Here is a 20,461-nt window from a genome sequence, read left to right as displayed (position 1 = left end):
GAATTAAACTTATTATGACGATGCGCGATGCTATTAAAGTATTTTTAGCAATTCTTCTGCTGGTTAATATAGCTACAGCTGAAAATTCTAATCCGAGTAAGGCGGATGCGACCGCAGCCGGTGGCAATAAGCCTGCCGAAGCTGTGGCCGATAAATCCGACGACGAGGAATCAGCTGATGATGAGGACCAGGATAAAGAAGAATCCTCCGAAGATGCCGCCAAACCTGATAAGAGCAAAGCTGGTGTGGCCGCAGCTGGTGGCAATAAGCCAGTCAAAGCTGTGGCCGACAAATCCGACGACAAGGAATCTTCTGATGACGAGGGCAAGAATAAAGAAGAATCCTCCGAAGATGCCGCTAAACCTGATAAGAGCAAAGCTGGTGTGGCAGCAGCTGGTAGCAATAAGCCCGCCGAAGCTGTGGCCGACAAATCCGACGACGAGGAATCAGCTGATGATGAGGACCAGGATAAAGAAGAATCCTCCGAAGAGTCCGATGATAAATCTGATGACGAGGAGGAATCCTCTGATGATGAGGACCAGGATAAAGAGGAATCCTCCGAAGAATCCGATGATAAATCTGATGAGGATGAGTCAGCCGAAGATGAGGACCAGGATAAGCCAATTAATAAGGAGTTATTGAAATTTGATTCTTTGTTGGAGAATTCTCCATTTGGTAAATATATTCCTCCAGCTCCGGTGGAAAAACCCAGTGATAAAAAAGGTAGCAAAGACAAAGAAGGCGAAGATAAAGATGCAACCCCAAATATGGATTCTTTACCAAAGCTGGATCTGGAATTCCATGGCATTCTTACATTTGGTAAAAATAGTAAAAGCAAAGGAGACTTTTTCAGTTTCTATAACAAGGCTGAGAAACGAAGTTTTGTGATTAATACAAACTCAACCAATGAAGCTGATCCACTTTCCATTGTGGCCTATGATCCGATTAAAAAAGTTATACGAATCAAACAGCAAAATGGAAGGGAGCAGGATCTGGAGATACTAAAACAGGGAAAGCAAATAGTACCAGGTGAGCAACAGGGTAATAGTAATTCATATGATAATAATTACTATAGTAGTAGTGAGAATAGTAGCTACGGCGACTATGATTATTATGATGATTACGATGGTTATGATTGGTAGACAATGGTATTATTTATGTAAAAATGGATAATTTGGAAAATAAGATTAGTGAACTTGGCAGTGACGTTGAAAGCGATATTCTCGGTGCACAAATTGAAAAAAGAGCCAAAGTTCTTGCAGAAAAATTGGATTATAGTATCAAGGATACCTATAGCTGGTTATCCAAAGCCTCAGGTTTGGAGTTTGTTGAGAAATTCGAGGCCTGTGATGATATAACGGCGGTAATCCCATCACAAATCATCCATGAATATATATGCATTCCTATAAAGCAGGAAGATGAATCGATTGCCATAATTTTTGGCTGGCCACCGAATGAAATGATGAAGCGTTGGATGAAGGCCGCCTGTCCAAGCGATCACAAATATCTCCTGGGTGATGCCAGTGAAATAAAAAAGATAATAAACGCCAAATTTGGTGTTGGAGCAGATAATTTTCTAGAGGGTGATGAAAGTGGTAATCTTCAGGCAAAATCAGAAGTCATTGACGAAGATGAAGATGCTGTAATAATAAAATTCGTAAATGAGGTAATAAAACAGGCGCTCATAGATAGAGCCACCGATATTCACTTTGAGCCCCAAAAGAATGCTTTGCAAATAAGATATCGTATTGATGGTGCGCTTGTACCAGTCAAACTTCCGCCAAATTTGATCTATTACCAGGCAGCGGTAATTTCTCGCCTAAAGATCATGGCCAAATTGAACATTTCTGAGAAAAGAAGACCTCAGGATGGCCGTATATCTTTTAAATCAAGCGAAAAATCTGTGGATATACGTGTGTCCACATTGCCAATGGTATATGGAGAAAGCATCAGCCTTCGTCTATTGGACCTGGGTGATGCACCAGTATCCATAGAAGACATGGGGCTGGGAGAACCTGAGTTAAAAAAGATAGTGAATGCAATAACCAGGCCGCATGGTATCGTATTGGTAACCGGTCCAACAGGTTCTGGTAAATCAACAATGCTTGGAGCCTGTATAAGAAAGATAAGATCGCCGGAAATCAGGATAATAACTGTGGAAGACCCTGTGGAGTACGAAATCGCTGGTATAAACCAATGCCAGGTTCAGTCAGACATCGGCATGACCTTTGCCAGTGCATTGCGTTCCATATTGAGGCAAGATCCGGATGTGGTGATGATAGGTGAGATAAGAGATCAGGAAACGGCTGACATAGCCATAAGAGCCTCTATTACCGGACACCTTGTGCTCAGTACATTACATACAAATGACTCAGCTGGAGCGATTTCAAGATTAGTAGACATGAATCTCGAGCCATTCATGATCGCAAGTTCATTACAATTGGTGGTAGCCCAAAGATTGGTCAGGAAACTTTGTCCACACTGTGCAAAACCAAAGAAATACGAAGAGGCTGAACTGAGCCACTGCCTAAAAGCCCTTGGGATAGACCCTAAAGACGAAATACAATTTAGCGATAAAATATTCGAAGGCAAAGGCTGTGATAAATGTAAAAATGGGTTCCGTGGAAGACTCGCTGTGTTTGAGGTTCTTGTGGTAAATGACAGACTTCATTCGGAAATCATAAAGGGTACGCCGACGAAAATAATACGAGATATAGCCATAGAACACGGGATGGAAACGTTGTCAAAATGTGCCTGGGAACAGGTAAAAAAAGGCAGGACAACTCTAGCCGAAATCATGCAATTTTCTGATGAAAATAACATGGATGAGTGATCAACTTTTTCCATATATTATGGCAGCCGGGCTATTTCTTTTATTACTTTTACCGATACGGTTTATCTCATGTAATCCATGTATTACCGGCGATGGCAAGTCCGAAGGCACTTCAAATATCAACCGTGCATCATAGCTGTCCGACAGAAGTGTCAGAGCGTTTACTAGAAGCCTATCCGATGAACTTCTCGAGATATCATAGGGTGGATCAATGAAGACCAGATCAAACTTTTCTTTGGAATAAAATGTCAGGCCATTGCCTATGATGATACCGCAACAGGAGCTGTCGATGTCGATACTTTTGGAAACGGCATTTATGTTTTTCTGTAGAATTGATTTCAAAGAAAAATTTATTTCAACAAATAGGCCACCGATAGCACCTCTACTAAGTGATTCTAGCCCATAGGCTCCTGTGCCGGCAAATAGATCAAGGAATTTTTTCCCCACGGTTATGCCTCCAAGCGATGAAAACACCGCCTGTCTGAGAAAATCCGTGGCTGGCCGCAATGACCCGCATTCCAGCAATGCCAGTTTTATACTTTTGGCGACTCCTCCGGTTATACGCATGTTTCTAGCTCATAGATCTTCTTCAGTGATAATAAATCCTCAAGCTCATTACCACTAAGAATGTTATAGTCATATTCCCGGGCCATCTTGATCTCATCTTCCGCGGATTTTATCCGGCGATGAAGCTCATCAAGAGATTCGGAATTCCTGTGAGTTAATCTATCGACCACCGTGGCCAGCGATGCTGGTAAAATAAATATGGTGACCACATTAGGCAGCAATTCTGGCAGTATATTTTTTTTAATTCCAATCATTCCTTGGACATCTATCACAAGTAATAAATTGATTCCTTTCAATAAACTTTCGATAACAAATTCCTTTGGGGTACCATATCTAGCTTTTTCGTAAACTGTTGCATACTCAAGTAACTTATTTTTTCTGATACAATCTTCAAAATACTGTTCGGAAACAAAGTGGTAATCTTCCGCATGGACTTCATTATGCCTTGGCTTTCTTGTGGTCATCGTTATGACTCGACAAAGTGTTTTGTCACCTGTCGATGCTAGTAAATTTTTACAAACTGTAGACTTACCAACTCCGGCCGGCCCAGAGATTATGAAAAGTTTTCCATTGGTCATTGACGTAAATGGCATATTTACGAAATGTTTTTACAATATAAAAATGAAATATGCAAATTTTTAGACTAAAAATCATCGATAGTACAAATAACTATGCTTTTGATTTGCTGGAAAAAAATCAGCAACCAACGCCGTTTATAGTAATCGCTGAAAAACAGACCGCTGGTCGTGGTAAGTTTGATCGTCGATGGTATAGCCCTGCTGACAAAAATTTATACCTGTCGATCGCTTTCAAGCCAAAGCAAACACCGGAAGATTTTTCTAACTTCTCGACCAAATTTGCTGGATTGGTGGTCGACGGATTGGCCGACATGTTTCATGTAAAATTCACACTAAAATACCCAAACGATATATATTTCAATGGCAAAAAGTTGGCCGGGGTGTTGACAGAAACAAAGGTCCTCAATAATAAAATACTGGTAGCCGTTTCCGGCATTGGTATAAATGTAAACGCAGACATAAGTAACTATCCATCAGATATTAAAGACATTGCGACGGGTCTAGGTGCCATATTAAAGCACCAGCCGGATCTTGCCAGTATTGAAAAACTTGTAATTGATGCTGCATCGTCGTTAATTTCCTAAATATTCCTGGTTATTTTGTCATGGGTATGCACATGGCATTTGCTATGCCAAAGGTTGTTGTCTGTCCATAGAGCTTTGTTATTATTGCAATGCCAAATTCTATGGCTGCCCCGGGGCCTCTTGCCGTAATTATATTGCCATCCAGAATAACCGGCCTGGTCACATCGGAACACTCCAGTTTCACGGAAAAATGAGAAGTGTATTCGTGGCCATCGAGCACACCGGCATCATTCAGGATCAATGGGGCCGCACAAATAGCTGCCACGACTAGTTTATTATCATACTGATCTTTTACAAGGCCAAGCACATCCTGATTGTGTCTAGCTTTTAATGCCCAGGGGCCTCCGGGTAGCAAAATACAATCCGGTTTATCGTACCTATAGTCACGCAGCAACCCATCTGCTACCACTGAGATATTGTTAGATCCAATGACAATTTTATCATCGATGGACAGGATTTTAACATCGGTCCCGGCCCTTCGTAACATATCCACTGGTACCACCAGCTCAGTCTCTTCAACCCCATTGCCAATAATAACAACAGTTCTCTTATTCATGATCTGTAACACTATGAGGTGAAAAAAAAATCAATTGTCGACCCATATGTGGTCTTGAGGCAATATCGCTCCAATGCATAGCATGGATTTCAACCACCGCCATAGATCCTGTGGTCATGGTTACCTTATCATTACCAGTTATGTCTTCCAAAAACCTGGATATACCAGGATTATGAGATATAACCATGACAGAATTCTTGTTATCAGGAATCTGTGTAAGTGCTTCGAAAATCTTGTCAGCATCGGCAAGGTATAGTTCATCATGTACCTGTATCGCGCTAGACAAAAGGCCAAACACTTCTCTGATGATTCTTGCTGTGTCCAGCGATCGCCTTGCACCGCTCGTAATCATCAGGTCTGGTCGCATTCCTGTGGAAGCCAACTTGTAAGCCACATTTTGTGCTTCATTTATCCCATCCTTACTCAATGCCCGGTCATAATCAGGCGTGTCGTTATCAACAACCGCCTGAGCATGACGGACGACATATAATCGTTTCATACTTAATCCCCTTTTTTGTTTTTGTTTTGTAGATTTATTTTACTTTTGTTCCCATAGAATCTCCCATCAACACATAGGTCTCCATTCCCTTTCTTGAGTTTTCGATGATATCATCAGAAAACTTGATTTTGTGTTTTTCAAAAATTGTTATAATCGTCGATCCACCAAACCCAAAATATCCCTTTTCTTGGCCGGCATAATATTTACCACCAAGATCAAATGTTTGATATATGCTGCCAACAAACGTGGCTCCAACCTCAACCATAACAATGTGACCTATATCATCCGTTTCCAATAGCGTAACTTCACGTCTGTTCTGAAGAAAAATTTTAAAAAATTCCTTGGTGACAATAGGGTTCACTGATAGATAATCGCCATTTATACTGTAATGCTGGGTTGGTACACAATTGCATGGGAAATGGAACCTGTGGTAATCTATCGGATTGAGTCTCGAGATAACGACCGATCCATCCCTAATCCGGCCAAGTAATTGCTTATTTAATAATAGTGAATTTATATCAAATTTTTGGCCTTTTACAAAAAATGGCGGCAGATCGTATGTATTTTCTATAACCAGGTGCCTTCCATCACAGGGAAACACAACATGTCCATCTTCCGTAACCACTGGCCTGGCAGTTTTTTTAAGCTTTCTGGAAAAAAAATCATCAAATGAAAAAAAATCATCGACCTTTTTTTCGAAGGATTCGGTGCTTATATTATATTTTTCTATAAACGGAACTATTTTATTTTTTGATCTTTTTGATCGCATGTACGTCCCGAAAATCGACGAAACGAACTTCCTTTTAACGAGTAGATTAAGGGTAAGTTCACCAATAGGGCTGAAGTACAACCATTTAAGGTACGCTTCGCCATACACTGGTTCAATTTCAACCAGTTTAGTATAGCGATTAAACACTGAAACACCCTCATCCACTAGTGTGATTAGCTAAATGAATTAAAAACGAATTGAAAGAAAAATTTATTAATTCCCAGAACCATGGGTAACGAAATAGCTAAAATATATAATTGCAAACATGGATTGCTATCCATTGATCGCTTTATTATTGTCGCCATCATCCAATACATGGCTTAGAAATTTTACGATCAAATGACAAATCATAGCATAGATTATAGTAATTGGCAGGAAATTTCTGTGGAAGATAATTCGGTAGGCAAAAGAGTAGATGTGTTTCTGTCAGAAGCACTTGATGACATATCAAGGACCTATATTCAGAAATTTTTCACGGCGGATGGAGTGTTTGTTAATGACAGACCGGTAAAGAAAAATTTTTTGTTAAAATCCGGTGACGTGGTGAAATTTTTAAAGATAAAATCCAAAAAATGCAGCCTGAATCCAACCCCGGCACCAATAGACATAATTTTCGAAGACGAATCGTTGATAGTTATTGATAAAAGACCAGGTATTGTTGTCCATGGAGGAAATGGCACCAGAGAGACGACCCTGGTAGAAATGGTGCTTTCCCATTGCGACTTAAGCCAACTTGGCGGTGAGCTCAGGCCAGGCGTCGTCCATAGGTTAGATAAGGAAACCTCTGGAGTAATCATCTTTGCTAAGACAGATAAAGCCTACTTATCTCTTCAAAAACAGTTCTCTCGCCATGTCATCAAGAAAAAATATAGCTGTATAGTTCACGGAAATTTTTCTATCAAAACCGGCATAATAGATGAACCGATCGGTAGGAGTAGAACCCTAAGAACACGTATGTGTGTTACAACCAAGGGGCGAGAGGCCAGGACCATATGGAACCTGTGCAATAATTTTAAATCGACGGCACTTTTAAGCGTAAATACGATTACCGGCAGAACCCATCAAATCCGCGTACATCTGAGCCATATTGGCCATCCAATCCTTGGCGATAGGACCTATGGCCAAGCTTGTAATACAAATGCCATCGAATGTGATCGCGTTATGCTGCATGCGATGAACCTGGAGTTAGTTCATCCTGTAACTGGCAAGGAAATGGGTTTTTTCTCAAATTTTCCTGATGACTTTGCCGCGGTAATAGATAGGTTGTCTGAAGATGCAAATAAATGACATATTTGACCGGGCAAATTTTGTGGAAAAAATCCTCAGTAAAATCTATCCAAAAATCGATATACCACTATGTCATAACGACCCATTCACCTTACTAATTGCGGTGATATTATCTGCCCAGTGCACCGATAGGGTGGTTAATCGGGTGACAAAAGAGCTGTTCAGTATGGCATCAACTCCGGGTGATATTTTGCAGCTGTCGGTCAATTCATTGGAATCCGCAATAAGACCCTGCGGCTTATTCAGAAACAAGGCAAGGGCTATAAAATATATGGCAGAAACGTTGATCTCGAGGTTTAATGGCAAGGTACCAGATTCGCTGGAAGAGCTTGAATCTCTGCCTGGAGTGGGGCACAAAACTGCTTCGGTGGTCTATTCTCAAGCCTTTGGTGGATATGCATTTCCGGTGGATACGCATATTCATAGACTGGCCAGGCGCTGGAGGCTTAGCAGTGGTAAAAATGTGGCCCAAACAGAAGCAGATCTCAAAAATCTGTTCGATAAAACCAAATGGCATGACCTGCATATTCGTATGATTTTATTCGGTAGGGAATTTTGTAAAGCAAGGGGGCATAACATTGCTTCGTGTCAAATTTGTTGCAAACTTGCATGATTTTGATTAGAATTTATTGACTTGATGCATACAGAAAGTAGGATCATTTAACGCAGCGATTATGAGAGTTGTGTTGTGTTTTATTTTACTTTTAATTTCTAGCCTAGCATTGGTTCGTTCCGATGATGAGCAAAGTGTTGTCGATGTATTCGACTTGAAGCCGTCTATACCTCCGGTCGAAATAGGTAATCTCTGGCCTTTGGTTTTCGCAGGCGTTGTGATATTATTATTGCTAGTCCTGGTATTATATCTGATTTTTCGACGGTTTAATGGTAAAAAATTACCGACGGTACAGTTGTCCTCTTTCGAAGAAGTTTTACGAGATTTAAAGCATTCAAGAAGCTTTATTGGTCCTGAAACAACCGATGAGTTTGCTGTACTTGTTTCCAATGCCATTCGTCGTTATCTCCAGCGTGAATATAACATAAGGGTGATTTCGAAAACCAGTGAGGAATTTTTGAAAATTTTTGATAAAAGCGTGAAGTTAGATTGGCTAACATCTAGTTTATTGGCTGATATATTGAAATATTCTGATTTTGCCAAGTTTGCCGCTAAAACCTATTCCGATCTGCAACAGCGCGAAATTTATGTCAAGGCATGTAATTTTGTCAGGGCCATTGAGTGTAAAAAGAACAGACAGCGTAGTGCGAATTCTGTGTCAAAAGCCAAAGGAGGTAAAAATTGAGCATAGAATTTGCTAATCCAGAGTACCTTTGGTTACTACTAGTCTTACCAATTTTATATTGGGCTATGGGAAAGGTAGGCCGACCGGTGGCGGTACTTTTCTCAAATACCTCTGTCATAAAAACCATCGCAAATCGTCGCAGGAATAGTGCTGGCAGATTTCTAGTTATACTGCGCACAATAGCCATCGGATTATTAATAATCGCCATGGCCAGGCCACAACGGCCAAATGGTTTTTCAGAGACAGATGTAAATGTCATAGATATAATGTTGGCGATAGACATATCTGGTTCAATGCTAGGATTGGATTTTGCTACCAAAGAAAACCCAATGGACACGAGACTTGATGTGGCAAAACAGGTCATCAATGAGTTCATCCAAATGAGGAATTATGACAGGATTGGATTGGTTGCATTTTCTGGAAGCGCATACCTGATAAGTCCAACGACTATGAATCACAATTGGTTGAGTGACAATTTAAAACGGCTTCGTTATGGTATGGTGCAAGACGACGGAACATCAATTTCATCGGCCCTAACCATGTGCGCCAATAGACTGAAGGATTCTACGGCCAAAAGTAGAATAATCGTGCTATTGACCGACGGGGTCCATAATGTGGGAACCATATCACCAGGCGTTGCTGCGGAGGCCGCCGCCGCATTTGGCATCAAAATATACACCATTGGCATCGGAAGCAATGGCATTGTGCCATTTATAATTCCGGATCCAAACGGAGGCATACTCACGGACCAATTTGGAAGACCAAAGGTAGGCCGGGCCAAAAATGAAATAGACATAGAGTCACTGAAACATATCGCAGAAGTAAGTGGAGGTAAATGCTTTAAAGCAACGGATAAGTATCAATTGACAGAAATATATAAAACCATAGATGCGCTGGAAAAGACTGAAATAAAAATCAAAAATTACTCGTTATATGATGAATTGTTCCATTGGGTTGCAATACTTGCATTATTGTTATTGGTGTTCGAAGCCATATTGAAAAACACTAAATTACAACGTATACCATGAAATTTGGAAATATCATTTTTTTATATCTATTGCCATTGGTTGTATTATTGATGGCAATGATATTTGCCATTGGCCTAAAGAGGAAAACTAAATCGCTAAAGCTGTTTGCTTCCGAAAGACTATTTGCCATTTTACTAAAGGATTACAGTTTTAAAATACAGCATGTAAAAAATTTCATATTCTGTCTAGCCACAGCGTTGATTTGTTTGGCATTGGCCAGGCCTCAAATCGGGTATAAACTGGAACAACGCCAGGCTGCCGGTGCCGATCTCTTGCTCGCCGTTGATGTATCCAAGAGCATGTTGGCCTGCGATATTAATCCGAACCGATTAGAACGCGCTAAAATTGTAATAAAAGATATGACAAAAAAGCTTCCGGGCCACCGGCTTGGGATAATTGCGTTTGCTGGCAGTGCATTTTTACAATGCCCATTGACACTGGACTATGGAGCATTTGACCAATCATTAACTGCATTGGATACAGATATCATACAAAACCAGGGAACCGAAGTTGGTACGGCCATTGAAGTTGCCTGCAATGTATTTTCAAAAGACGCTTCAAATAAACTACTGGTGCTGTTTTCTGACGGTGAAGAACTTGAAGATTCTGCCATAACAGCTGCTAAAAAGGCCAAATTGAGCGGGATAACCATCCACACCGTAGGACTGGGATCACCCGACGGAGAATTTATCCCAATTATTGATAAGGCTGGCAATCAGACTTTTTTGAAAAATAAAGCCGGCAATAAGATAAAAACAAAACTCGACGAGGAAACACTCACAGCCATTGCCAAGGAAACCGGTGGTATTTATTATAGGATGTCGGACAATGGAATAGAAGATTTAATAAAGACCGTGTCATCAATCCACGAAACTTCCGACAAGGTTGTCGAAAGTAAAGTATATAACGAAAAATTTCAGATTGTCATATTTTTGGCAATCATCGCGCTGATATTGGAGCTATTACTGAAACCAAATAACGTAAAAACGAGGACCAGAGATCCGATATATACGCGCATTGCCAGTCTCGTAATTCTATATCTTCTGTTGTCAACCATAGCAAATGCAACCCAAAGTAAGGGTGAAAAATTGTATATGTCTGGTAAATATGACGAAGCAGCTCAATATTATGCTGATAAAATCAAGGCCCAGGAAGGAAATAAGCGCATCGATCAAAGATTACAATTTAATTACGGTACGGCACTATTAGCCAATAAACAGTACAAAGAAGCGAGTAAAGTTTTCGCCGAGGCACTTAGCACCGGCACAAAATATAAATTGAATAGGGAAGTGTTTTATAATCGAGGAAATTCCCTGGTCGAAGAAGCTAAAACAATAGATAAAAGCAATCTAGATGAGGCCATAAAGCTATGCGATGAAAGTATAGGTTGCTTCGAAAATGCTTTGGAACTGGATGAAAATTTCTCAGACGCTAGGCATAACCTGGATATAGTAAAAAAATATCAAGAGGAGTTAAAAAAACGCAAAGAAGACCAAAAACAGAATAACCAAAACAACTCTGATCAACAAAAAAATAACGACAATTCCGATCAGAAGGACGATAACCAGAAGGATGATTCGAAGGATCAGAAGGATGAAAAGAACCAGGAAAACCAGGACCAGGAATCAACTGACAAAGACGACTCCAATCAGGACAAGGACGATTCCGATGGCAAGATGACACAAAAAGAAGCTGCTGCTCTGTTGGATTCCCTCGGTCAGGATGAACATGCTATGCCGGTAATTTTTTCCGATGCAAAAATTAAACAGACAAAAAAAATCGATAAATTCTGGTAATTTATGAAAGTGATGCAAAAGTTTTTTCTTATCCTATGTATGTCGCACAGCCTGATCGGGTTTTGTGCCGAAATGCAAATAACTGCCCGGTTCGATCCGGACGAAATCTCCATAAATGACACTAGTCAATATGTGGTCGAATTCGTCGGAGTCAGAGCAGTTGACCTGGATTTTCCAAATGTAGATGGTATTGAGCTGGGGCATTCGGTGCAGAGCTATGTCACCGTGACAAACATCAATGGTGCTGTGACACAGAAATCCGTAAAAATATATTCAGCCATACCCACAACACCGGGAGTGGTGACCATACCAAGCTATAAGGTTAACATTGGATCAAAGTCCTATGATGTTCCAGCAGCAACGCTTAAAATATTGGACAAAAAATCGGCACACAAAAAGGTTTCTTCCAATGAAAATCGCCAGGGTTGGATAGACATAGAATTTGATAAAGAGCGGGAGTATTTTGTTGGAGAATCGATACCGATTAAAATAATTGCAAAAATGTCAGCGGCCTGTGAATGGCAGCTGAAAACCAACGCACCTATAAAGGTCGGTGATTCGTTCTCTGATGGGCCATTTTCGGCGCATACGACTTTAGCCGGTAATGACAAAATTTCATGTTCCTGGGATACCACAATAACTCCAATAAAATCAGGAAATAGCACATTTTTATACGAGTTGCCGATGACCGTCACCATACCCTATGAGTTCGTACTTTTTCCGGTTAGCAAAGATGTTATTTTATCAAGTGACACTATGGCATTGGACATAAAGCAATTACCGCAGAACTCTCAACCAAACGATTTTTCCGAAGCCATCGGTGATTTTAAGCTTGGAAGGATTAAATTATCCACGGATAGTGCCCTCGTGAACGATCCAATCACATTAAGCATCGAGATAACCGGCAACGGTAATTTCCAGAGAATGAAAATTCCCAGGCTGGATGAGGATGAAAACTGGAAGGTTTATACACCCAAAGCAAATTTTACAGCCGACGACAAAATCGGCTATTATGGTAGCAAAACCTTTGACTATGTAATAGCGCCAAAAACAACTGGTCAGATCAAAATCCCTAGTCTGAAATTTTCTTATTTTAATCCTAGTCTAAGGGAATATAAAACAATAGACATTGGCGGTGATAGGGAGGTAATTGTCTCCAGATCCGGCAATTTTAGCCAGCCTAGCGGTGATGATAATCAAAAAAATCAGAAAAATCAGAAAAATCAGAAAAATGTCACAGCGAAAAAACACAAAACCTATGATGATTCGCTTATCTATGTAGATTCAAATAATTATCCATCCATTGGGCTGAATATATATGACAGGTGGTTCTGGTTATTGAACCTGGTAATGTTTTTTCTGGTGGCAATTGGAATAATTCGTCTAAGAGCTTCATGTAACGCACAAAGAAACTCATCCCAAAAAACAAAATTATCCGCAAAAGAGGAATTTTCCAAGGCCTATAACTCAGCGTTACTTGCGTTAAAATCCTCTGACTCTAAAGCATTTTATGAACACGCAAGAATAGCCATCGCAAAGAAATTAGAATTGGTTTCGGGCCAAAAAATCGATCCTGGCCTACACAATATTGATGAAACGATTGGTAGGGTTAATTTAACTAATGAAACAAAAGCCTGGCTGAAAAATTTTCTCAGCGAATCCGAAATGGTAGTGTTTAGTAGCCATCAGCCGGACATAACCCATACAAAAGAGCTGGCTAGCGAATTCAGTAAATTTATAAACAGTTTTGGTAAATAGAAGTAAAATGAAAATAATATACCTATTTTTACAATTATTCTTGGTTACAACTGCTTTGGCAGAAAACAGTTTTTTCGATGGAAATGAATACTTTAATAACGGGAAATACCAGGAAGCGATCGAATCCTACAACGGAGCAATAGCAGAAGAAGGCTATTCATTTGCGAAATTATTCAATCTAGGGATGGCGCATAAATATAATGGCAACAATGGGTTAGCATTGCTTAATTTCGAGAGAGCCAGGCATATCAACCAATCTAAAAAAGTTCTAAGCCAGATAAATGATATTCGAAATAAATTGGGAATACAGCCCGACACCGGCCTGGCAGAATACTCTCAGCCAAAAACCATCAAGCTATGGCTAGCCCTGGCATGTATTTCGTTTTGGAAAGCCGTATTCTTCATTTCATTGATTATTATGACAAGGAAATTCTCAAAAATATCTACGGTAATGGCTGGATTGTTTGCCATCATTTTTACGTTGGCACTCGTTGAAATTAATAAACTGACCACCGATGGCCTATCCGCAGCAATTGTGATAAATAATGGAGCAGAACTGCTAGCAGCACCGGTATCCAAGAGCTCAAAAATCGGCCAAGTCAATGAAGGCGAGTATGTTAAAGCATCTTCTTCAAAGAACAATTTTGTTCATATTAAATCCAAAACTGGTGTGCGTGGCTGGGTAAAAACCACGGACATCGAACCGATAATTCCTAAGGTCTAGGCATATGTCAACCATCCGTTGTTTCGTTGGTGAACAGACAAAATTGGCCCCGGGATCAAGATGCCTAATTTCGAAACAGGAATCACATCATCTGCTTAGGGTTCTTAGAGTTAGACCCTCTGACTCTGTGCGGCTGATGAACGGCCATGGTGAAATAGCCGACGCCACCGTTTGCGGTAAAATTGGGGACCTGGTCGAACTGCAAATAGGAGCCGTAAGTATTTACAAGCGGAGCCGATTAGTACTATGCCAGGCTCTGTTGAAAAACAAAGCCATGGATCTGGTTATCAGAGATGCCTCGGCGCTGGGTGTGGCAAAAATTTTGCCGCTGGTCACCGAAAGAACCGAGGTAAAATTTGATAAAAAATCAGCAACCAGCAAGTTATTGCACTGGAGAGCAATAGCAATCGAATCCTGCAAGCAATCCGGCGAGGCATTTGTTCCAGAAATACTAAATCCAGTTGCCATCGAAAGTTTTTTATTTTTAAATACATTCACTGAAATTTCGATAGTCGGGAGTTTATACAGTACCGACGAAAAGCGAATAACTGATTATCAGACAGAAATATGCAATGCACAAACCGTAAATCTAATTATTGGCCCGGAAGGTGATTTTTCCCAGCGGGAATATGAAATGATGCTAACCCGGGGTGTGAAATTTATCAGATTGACTCAGAACATATTAAGGTCTGAAACAGCGGCTTTATGCCTTTTGAGTTTAACGGACCAGATAGCACTGCGATGATTAGCACAGACACACTAAACAGAAAAAGATTCCTAGAGGAGCATCATATGAATTTTTCTGTGATTGCACCGGCCGGCGTAGGAAAAACCACGGCCATCGCAAAAAGAATTGCAGAAATTGCCCGGCGTGTCCCGGAAAAATTGGACTCTTTGCTGGTGGTCACCTATACCCAAAAGGCTGCAAAAGAACTACTTGAGCGTACTAATGTGGAACTAAAATCGAGGGTTTCGGAGAAAATTAATGGCATATTTTTCGGTACAATCCATGAGCTGGCCACAAAAATAATAAGTGAAAATCTAATGTATTTGGGATTGAACCCTGGCTTCAAAATAGAACAGGACGTTTCTTTGCTGTGGAACGATTTTTCTTCAGAAAACGATCATCTTTCATGCCTACCTGAACACATCAGAAGTCGCCTTTTGTCATTCCTGAAATACAAGGATATCCAGGCCTCATACATTCACCTAAGTCATTACCCAACAATTGGTTCCATCGATGATTGGCCGGGCATCAATCTAGAAGAGGTCTTGGCATTCAAAGCAGGGCCAAGGGCTAAAAATATAACAAAGATTCAAAATGAATTAAAAAGATGGCTGGATAGCATAGAAAAATTTCCCTACCGATTCCCTGAGTGTTCAACCAAGTCCAGGGATTTTTTGGAAATCTACAGGCCGGCGGTCATGCCAGTATTAAATTGGGCCACAAATACCTATGGTTATGTGATTAACAGTATAAATGAAAAATTTCTGGCCTATAGGATTGGGATCGGAAAGCTGACCTTCGATGATCTGCTTAAATTGGCCAACAGGGTGGTCTATGCCAGTGAACCCTATGCCATCAAACTAAAGCAAAAAAAATATTCTGTTATTTTAGATGAGGCTCAAGATACTGATCCTGAACAATTTAAGCTACTACTTGGCCTGGTAGACAAACACTATGCTGAAAATAACTACCAAAGCTTTCCCACCAATGGTACCTTTTGCATGGTCGGTGATCCGCAGCAATCTATCTACGGAGATCGCACCGACGTTTCAACCTATTTAAAGATACATAATGACCTGATAGCCAACGACATCGCAACTGAATTGACCTTCTCATTAACCCAAAGGTTCAGCCGGAATATCGCAAAAGCTATAAATAGTCTTTTTGACAAAATACTAGATGGGGAAAATGGCCAGGTCCGCCTAGTAAAGCTGGATTCGGAAAAAACTTCAGCAACAGATACCGCCTGGTCTAAAATCTCAGTATCCAACATTAATGATGAAAAAAATGAAGACCCTGTTATCGTTGAAACCAATGCCATAAAGTCGTTATTTTTTCGCAAAACCCCTGAAAATTTTCATGTTTCAACCTGGTCCGATATAGCCATCCTATGTCCACGAAGAAATTGGCTATCAGAGATAAAGGAAGCATTTTCCGGGGATTTTTTTCTGCCAAAAATACAAATCCAGTCCCAGGCCATGACCCATGGGGATAGTACGATTTTTTCCTGGGTAACAGTGGTTCTGATATACCTTTGTGAGCCGGATAATTTATTTGAGTTTGCCGGGATTTTGCATGAGATATTCGCAATAAAAGACAGTGCGGCCGCCGATCATTTTAAAATAAAAAAAGACAAAAATATAGCTGAGATAGATGGACTTTTTGAGGCATTGAGGGCAGAAATTTATACCAAAAACATTAGCTCGATTTTAAAGGAAATATTATCCTCGATCTATCTTGTGGACAAATGCTTAGCAATTTTCCCAGCTGCCAGAGATGAAATTTTTTCCACACTGGATTACCTGTTTGCACTGGCCCAGGATGCCGACGCACATGGTGTCCAAATATATGAGTTTTGCCACCAATTGAAACAGCTTTTATCCGAAGAACAACCACCTCAGCCCATGGATAAAAATGCCATACAGTTGTACACATTCCATAAGGCAAAAGGTCTTGAGTGGGAAGTAGTTATATTTCCATTCCTGTTTAGAGGGAAAAGGCAGCACGAGTCGCAATTCCCAAGGTTGGTAAGGACCGAGTCGGGCTACAAAATCATGCTGAATGCACTCCAGGAAACCGATTATATAAATACCCAAAAATTAACCTCTAGACAAAATGACGAACGCCTTGGTTATGTAGCACTTACAAGGCAAAAATCCTCAGCCATATTTATCGATGATAGGGCTATTTTTGCAGATAATTCAGGCTCAACAGCAGCCCTGTTAAAACTAACCGACGAAGCATCAAATAACTTTATATTGTTTAACAATTTGGCCAAATTTAACCACGAGCCGGCCACCGCATCTGCTGTGCCTCCTGATCCGAAACCCTGGACAACAGCCGGAGGAAACTTTCTTCACAGCTTCAACAACCCCAATGAGAAAAGTTACCTGTTATACAACAAAATCTCTCCCAGCTCGGCCGACCATAACACCGGAATAACCGCTGAAAATACACCACCAAAAACCGATGATCATGACATCCGTGGACAAATATACGGCACATTGTGGCATGAAACCCTGAATTCAATCCAATGGAATGACAAAAATTTTAAGCAATCTATGGTGAAAACGGCCCATGAAACTGACAATGAACGTCTTGCACTGGAAATAGATAAGCTAATCAATTGCTCACCATTTATGCACATTATCCAGGAATCAGACATCGTTCTAACCGAGTATAGCTTTTGTGTAATTCATGAAAAAACAACCCTGATCGATGGCAGAATCGATATGCTGGTAAAGACCAAAAACAACGTTTTTATAATAATAGATTGGAAAACCGACTTCACCATCACGGAAAAGCATTTTGAAAAAAAATATTCCAACCAGATTACGCTCTACGGCTATGCCATAACCAAGATCTTTAACACAATACCAGAGAAGTACATATACAGCACGCAACGGGGCAAATTAATAGAAATATAGGTGGTTTTGTAACGAAACCTTGACTTTGGGCCAATCGAATCGAGTATCTAAGCTGAAAAAGGGGTCGTAGCTTAGTTGGTAGAGCGCGTCGTTCGCAATGACGAGGTCGTCGGTTCGAATCCGATCGACTCCACCATTATAATTATTATAATAAAAAATCCTAAGCATATGTATGATCTGCTGAAAATTAAAAACCAATCGTCCTGAAATGTTAGGAAAATTATTACGATCAATAAGAGATAAAATTTTCTCATTTAATAAAAGCATAAGCAAAGCCGAGCTTGCCGAATTGCCGCTGTTCAACTTTAATGGTGAAATCATTTTGGTAGAATCCCCACAGGAAGCGGAACGTATGGTAGATTTGTTATTAAAGCACAATGTGTTAGGATTCGATACCGAAAGTAAACCAGCGTTTAGAAAAGGCGAAAGCTATTCACCTTCATTGGTTCAAATTTCCACGGACAAAACCGTATATCTGTTTAAACTGGCAAAGATAAATGGCATAAAATCACTGATACCGCTCCTGGAATCTCAGGATGTAAAAAAGGTTGGCATCGCCATAAGAGATGATATCAACAAACTCAAGGAGCTTGGAAATTTTGAAGATGCTGGATTTGTTGACATAAGCGATTTGACAAAAATTTTGGGCATAGAAAACACCGGACTGCGCACATTGGCCGGCATCTTCCTCAGGTATAGAATATCTAAATCGCTACAAGTTACAGATTGGTCCAAAGAAATCCTATCTAAAAAGCAAATAATATACGCCGCAACCGATGCCTGGGTAAGTCGTGAACTATTCATGAAAGTTAAGGAATTTACATCAAAATAGATGCACCGCCCTATGGAAAGGCTGATGAGAGCCGATGAATTGCTGGTCAGTCAGGGTAAAGCTGCCAGTCGAAATATAGCCCAGTGCCTAATAATGGCTGGAAAAGTTCGAGCATCAGCCGATGATGTGGTCACTAAACCGAGTAGAAAATTTCCTGTCAGCCAAACTTTTTTAATAGATCAACCAGCGAAATTTGTGAGCAGGGCAGGAGAAAAATTGGCCCATTTTATAGAGATATTTGATGTCAAAGTTACTGACTGTGTGTGTCTTGATGTCGGGGCGTCCACCGGAGGATTTTCGGACTGTTTACTGCAAAATGGGGCCAAAACCGTCCTGGGCATCGATGTTGGGTATGGTCAACTTCACTACAAGCTGCAAAAAGATCCACGGATGATAAACTTAGAAAAAACTAATGCCCGTAATGTAAATTCTAGCATGTTGCCAATCAAGAAGTTCGACCTCATTGTAATGGATCTGTCATTCATCTCACTAAAACTTGTGTTAGAAAATATTTGGAAACTTCTGGATGTTAATGGCATGTTAATAGCGTTGATAAAACCTCAGTTTGAAGCTGGTAAAAAGGATGCTGACAAATATGCTGGAGTAATCAAAGACCGATTACTCCAGGAGAAAATAAGGGATAACATTATCAATTTTTCACTAAATTCTCTCGAAAACAGTACCTTTATAGGTGTCACCGATTCGCCCATTACTGGCACCGATGGCAATCGAGAATTCCTCTTTGGCCTGGGAAAAAATTCCCACCAATCAAATTGAAATCATCGTGAAATTTCAGTTATTCTGATTTTCTATATTGTGCTAAGCAATTTTCAAAGGTTAAAGATTCTCCAGATTATCTATTGGGTTGAGGATTACATAACTTTTTAAAATCACGTAAAGCGTCTTCTACTTTAAATATAGGTAAATAACTGTCACTAAATTTTGAATTTTTTTCATTTTTAAAATATTCTTCAAATAAATTTGAATTTTTTTTATTTTTAAAATAATCTACAAATTTTGAAAAACGTATATATCTGCCTTCCTTTATAGACATTTTTACTGCCTCACCTAACAGTTTAATATATTCAGTTTGCGTAGCTTCTTCAGGCAATTCCCTTATTTTTTTCATCAAAGCTTTAAAGTCTGTTCCGACAAAGGCATCCATGAACCTAATGAGCAATTTATGAAGATCATATCCAATAATATAAAAATAATAACCACTACCTTTAGATAATCCAAGTTTTGTATATACCTTTTTGCTTATATCATTAAGCGTAATTCCCAAGGGTCCAGTATCACATCCTTTAAGGGTAAGGGTGTCTATTCCATTATTGAATATAGCTGCAATTATTGTGCTTTTTTTTATTTCTCTAATTTCTTCTTCACCTTCACCAATAAAGCTCAATTTATCTTTATAATTATCCAATCCTGAAGCAAAAAAGATTAAATTTGCCATTTCTTTTAATAACTTACATATGTCTATGACTCCACTACATAAATCAGGAATTTTGGTTACCTTAACATTATGTATTCCGTTATTGACTGCGTTTATATAACGATCAATTTTTTCCAGGTTTTCTTTATTTATCGAGGAAAATACATCACTTTTATCGATATATTCGTCCACTTTATCTGCTCTAGACAACGAGCAAACAGATACAAACATACAAATCACAATTAATTTTTTAATTATTTTTA

20 protein-coding genes and 1 tRNA gene are annotated in these 20,461 nt (G+C 39.8%); 15 read left to right on the top strand and 6 right to left on the bottom strand.

The window, feature by feature from the left end:
- Nucleotides 1-14: 14 nt before the first annotated feature.
- Both LBB20_02775 and LBB20_02770 read left to right on the top strand, forming a co-directional pair.
- Nucleotides 15-1,142: a hypothetical protein gene (locus LBB20_02775; GenBank protein MDR2735734.1), complete on the top strand. Its 1,128-nt coding sequence runs from the start codon at nucleotides 15-17 to the stop codon at nucleotides 1,140-1,142.
- Between the two features lie 23 nt (nucleotides 1,143-1,165).
- Nucleotides 1,166-2,833, top strand: coding sequence for a GspE/PulE family protein (locus tag LBB20_02770; GenBank protein MDR2735733.1), 1,668 nt, complete (start codon nucleotides 1,166-1,168; stop codon nucleotides 2,831-2,833).
- On the opposite strand, the gene LBB20_02765 is transcribed toward LBB20_02770, so the two are convergent.
- Both LBB20_02765 and gmk read right to left on the bottom strand, forming a co-directional pair.
- On the bottom strand, nucleotides 2,834-3,400 hold the full coding sequence (locus LBB20_02765; protein MDR2735732.1) for an RsmD family RNA methyltransferase: 567 nt from the start codon (nucleotides 3,398-3,400) through the stop codon (nucleotides 2,834-2,836). It abuts the gene before it with no gap.
- Complete coding sequence (gene gmk, locus LBB20_02760; protein ID MDR2735731.1) at nucleotides 3,391-3,993, bottom strand: guanylate kinase; 603 nt, start codon at nucleotides 3,991-3,993, stop codon at nucleotides 3,391-3,393. The genes LBB20_02765 and gmk overlap by 10 nt, the downstream gene beginning before the upstream one ends.
- 35 nt (nucleotides 3,994-4,028) lie before the next feature.
- On the opposite strand from gmk, the gene LBB20_02755 reads away from it, so the two are divergent.
- A complete protein-coding gene (locus tag LBB20_02755; GenBank protein ID MDR2735730.1) occupies nucleotides 4,029-4,562 on the top strand; it encodes a biotin--[acetyl-CoA-carboxylase] ligase in 534 nt (177 codons plus the stop codon).
- Nucleotides 4,563-4,572: 10 nt separating this feature from the next.
- Here LBB20_02755 and LBB20_02750 read toward each other — a convergent pair whose 3' ends face one another.
- Genes LBB20_02750 through LBB20_02740 form a run of 3 tightly spaced genes read right to left on the bottom strand, consistent with a single transcriptional unit; the run spans nucleotide 4,573 to nucleotide 6,551 of the window.
- On the bottom strand, nucleotides 4,573-5,118 hold the full coding sequence (locus LBB20_02750; protein ID MDR2735729.1) for a DJ-1/PfpI family protein: 546 nt from the start codon (nucleotides 5,116-5,118) through the stop codon (nucleotides 4,573-4,575).
- The gene (locus LBB20_02745) at nucleotides 5,111-5,617 is read right to left on the bottom strand and encodes a histidine phosphatase family protein (protein MDR2735728.1); all 507 of its coding nucleotides are present in this window, start codon (nucleotides 5,615-5,617) and stop codon (nucleotides 5,111-5,113) included. The genes LBB20_02750 and LBB20_02745 overlap by 8 nt, the downstream gene beginning before the upstream one ends.
- Nucleotides 5,618-5,651: 34 nt before the next feature.
- A complete protein-coding gene (locus tag LBB20_02740; GenBank protein ID MDR2735727.1) occupies nucleotides 5,652-6,551 on the bottom strand; it encodes a phosphatidylserine decarboxylase in 900 nt (299 codons plus the stop codon).
- 174 nt (nucleotides 6,552-6,725) lie between these two features.
- Here LBB20_02740 and LBB20_02735 point away from each other — a divergent pair, with 174 nt between their 5' ends.
- From LBB20_02735 to LBB20_02680, 12 genes are all read left to right on the top strand, one after another.
- Nucleotides 6,726-7,673: an RluA family pseudouridine synthase gene (locus LBB20_02735; protein MDR2735726.1), complete on the top strand. Its 948-nt coding sequence runs from the start codon at nucleotides 6,726-6,728 to the stop codon at nucleotides 7,671-7,673.
- Complete coding sequence (gene nth, locus LBB20_02730; GenBank protein ID MDR2735725.1) at nucleotides 7,660-8,286, top strand: endonuclease III; 627 nt, start codon at nucleotides 7,660-7,662, stop codon at nucleotides 8,284-8,286. Before LBB20_02735 ends, nth begins: the two co-directional genes overlap by 14 nt.
- Nucleotides 8,287-8,347: 61 nt before the next feature.
- Complete coding sequence (locus LBB20_02725) at nucleotides 8,348-8,971, top strand: hypothetical protein (GenBank protein MDR2735724.1); 624 nt, start codon at nucleotides 8,348-8,350, stop codon at nucleotides 8,969-8,971.
- Nucleotides 8,968-9,999 carry a VWA domain-containing protein gene (locus tag LBB20_02720; GenBank protein MDR2735723.1) on the top strand — a complete coding sequence of 344 codons (1,032 nt, stop codon included), beginning with the start codon at nucleotides 8,968-8,970 and terminating at the stop codon, nucleotides 9,997-9,999. Before LBB20_02725 ends, LBB20_02720 begins: the two co-directional genes overlap by 4 nt.
- The gene (locus tag LBB20_02715) at nucleotides 9,996-11,795 is read left to right on the top strand and encodes a VWA domain-containing protein (GenBank protein MDR2735722.1); all 1,800 of its coding nucleotides are present in this window, start codon (nucleotides 9,996-9,998) and stop codon (nucleotides 11,793-11,795) included. Before LBB20_02720 ends, LBB20_02715 begins: the two co-directional genes overlap by 4 nt.
- A 12-nt stretch (nucleotides 11,796-11,807) precedes the next feature.
- Nucleotides 11,808-13,553 carry a BatD family protein gene (locus LBB20_02710; GenBank protein ID MDR2735721.1) on the top strand — a complete coding sequence of 582 codons (1,746 nt, stop codon included), beginning with the start codon at nucleotides 11,808-11,810 and terminating at the stop codon, nucleotides 13,551-13,553.
- Between the two features lie 55 nt (nucleotides 13,554-13,608).
- The gene (locus LBB20_02705; GenBank protein ID MDR2735720.1) at nucleotides 13,609-14,277 is read left to right on the top strand and encodes an SH3 domain-containing protein; all 669 of its coding nucleotides are present in this window, start codon (nucleotides 13,609-13,611) and stop codon (nucleotides 14,275-14,277) included.
- A 4-nt stretch (nucleotides 14,278-14,281) separates the two neighbouring features.
- The gene (locus tag LBB20_02700) at nucleotides 14,282-15,022 is read left to right on the top strand and encodes a 16S rRNA (uracil(1498)-N(3))-methyltransferase (protein MDR2735719.1); all 741 of its coding nucleotides are present in this window, start codon (nucleotides 14,282-14,284) and stop codon (nucleotides 15,020-15,022) included.
- The gene (locus LBB20_02695) at nucleotides 14,983-17,931 is read left to right on the top strand and encodes a UvrD-helicase domain-containing protein (protein MDR2735718.1); all 2,949 of its coding nucleotides are present in this window, start codon (nucleotides 14,983-14,985) and stop codon (nucleotides 17,929-17,931) included. Before LBB20_02700 ends, LBB20_02695 begins: the two co-directional genes overlap by 40 nt.
- A 60-nt stretch (nucleotides 17,932-17,991) precedes the next feature.
- A tRNA-Ala gene (locus LBB20_02690) sits at nucleotides 17,992-18,067 on the top strand.
- 72 nt (nucleotides 18,068-18,139) lie between these two features.
- On the top strand, nucleotides 18,140-18,763 hold the full coding sequence (locus tag LBB20_02685) for a 3'-5' exonuclease domain-containing protein 2 (protein ID MDR2735717.1): 624 nt from the start codon (nucleotides 18,140-18,142) through the stop codon (nucleotides 18,761-18,763).
- Nucleotides 18,764-18,775: 12 nt separating this feature from the next.
- Nucleotides 18,776-19,540, top strand: a complete 765-nt coding sequence (locus LBB20_02680; GenBank protein MDR2735716.1) for a TlyA family RNA methyltransferase — start codon at nucleotides 18,776-18,778, stop codon at nucleotides 19,538-19,540.
- Nucleotides 19,541-19,616: 76 nt separating this feature from the next.
- Here LBB20_02680 and LBB20_02675 read toward each other — a convergent pair.
- Nucleotides 19,617-20,461: hypothetical protein (locus LBB20_02675; GenBank protein MDR2735715.1), on the bottom strand; the 845-nt coding region annotated here is incomplete at its 5' end.

It is taken from the genome of Puniceicoccales bacterium (assembly GCA_031283585.1).
GTDB lineage: Bacteria > Verrucomicrobiota > Verrucomicrobiia > Opitutales > LL51 > JAIRTH01.
The sequence above is the reverse complement of the archived record's forward strand: the minus strand, read 5'-3'. Positions and strand labels throughout refer to the sequence as shown.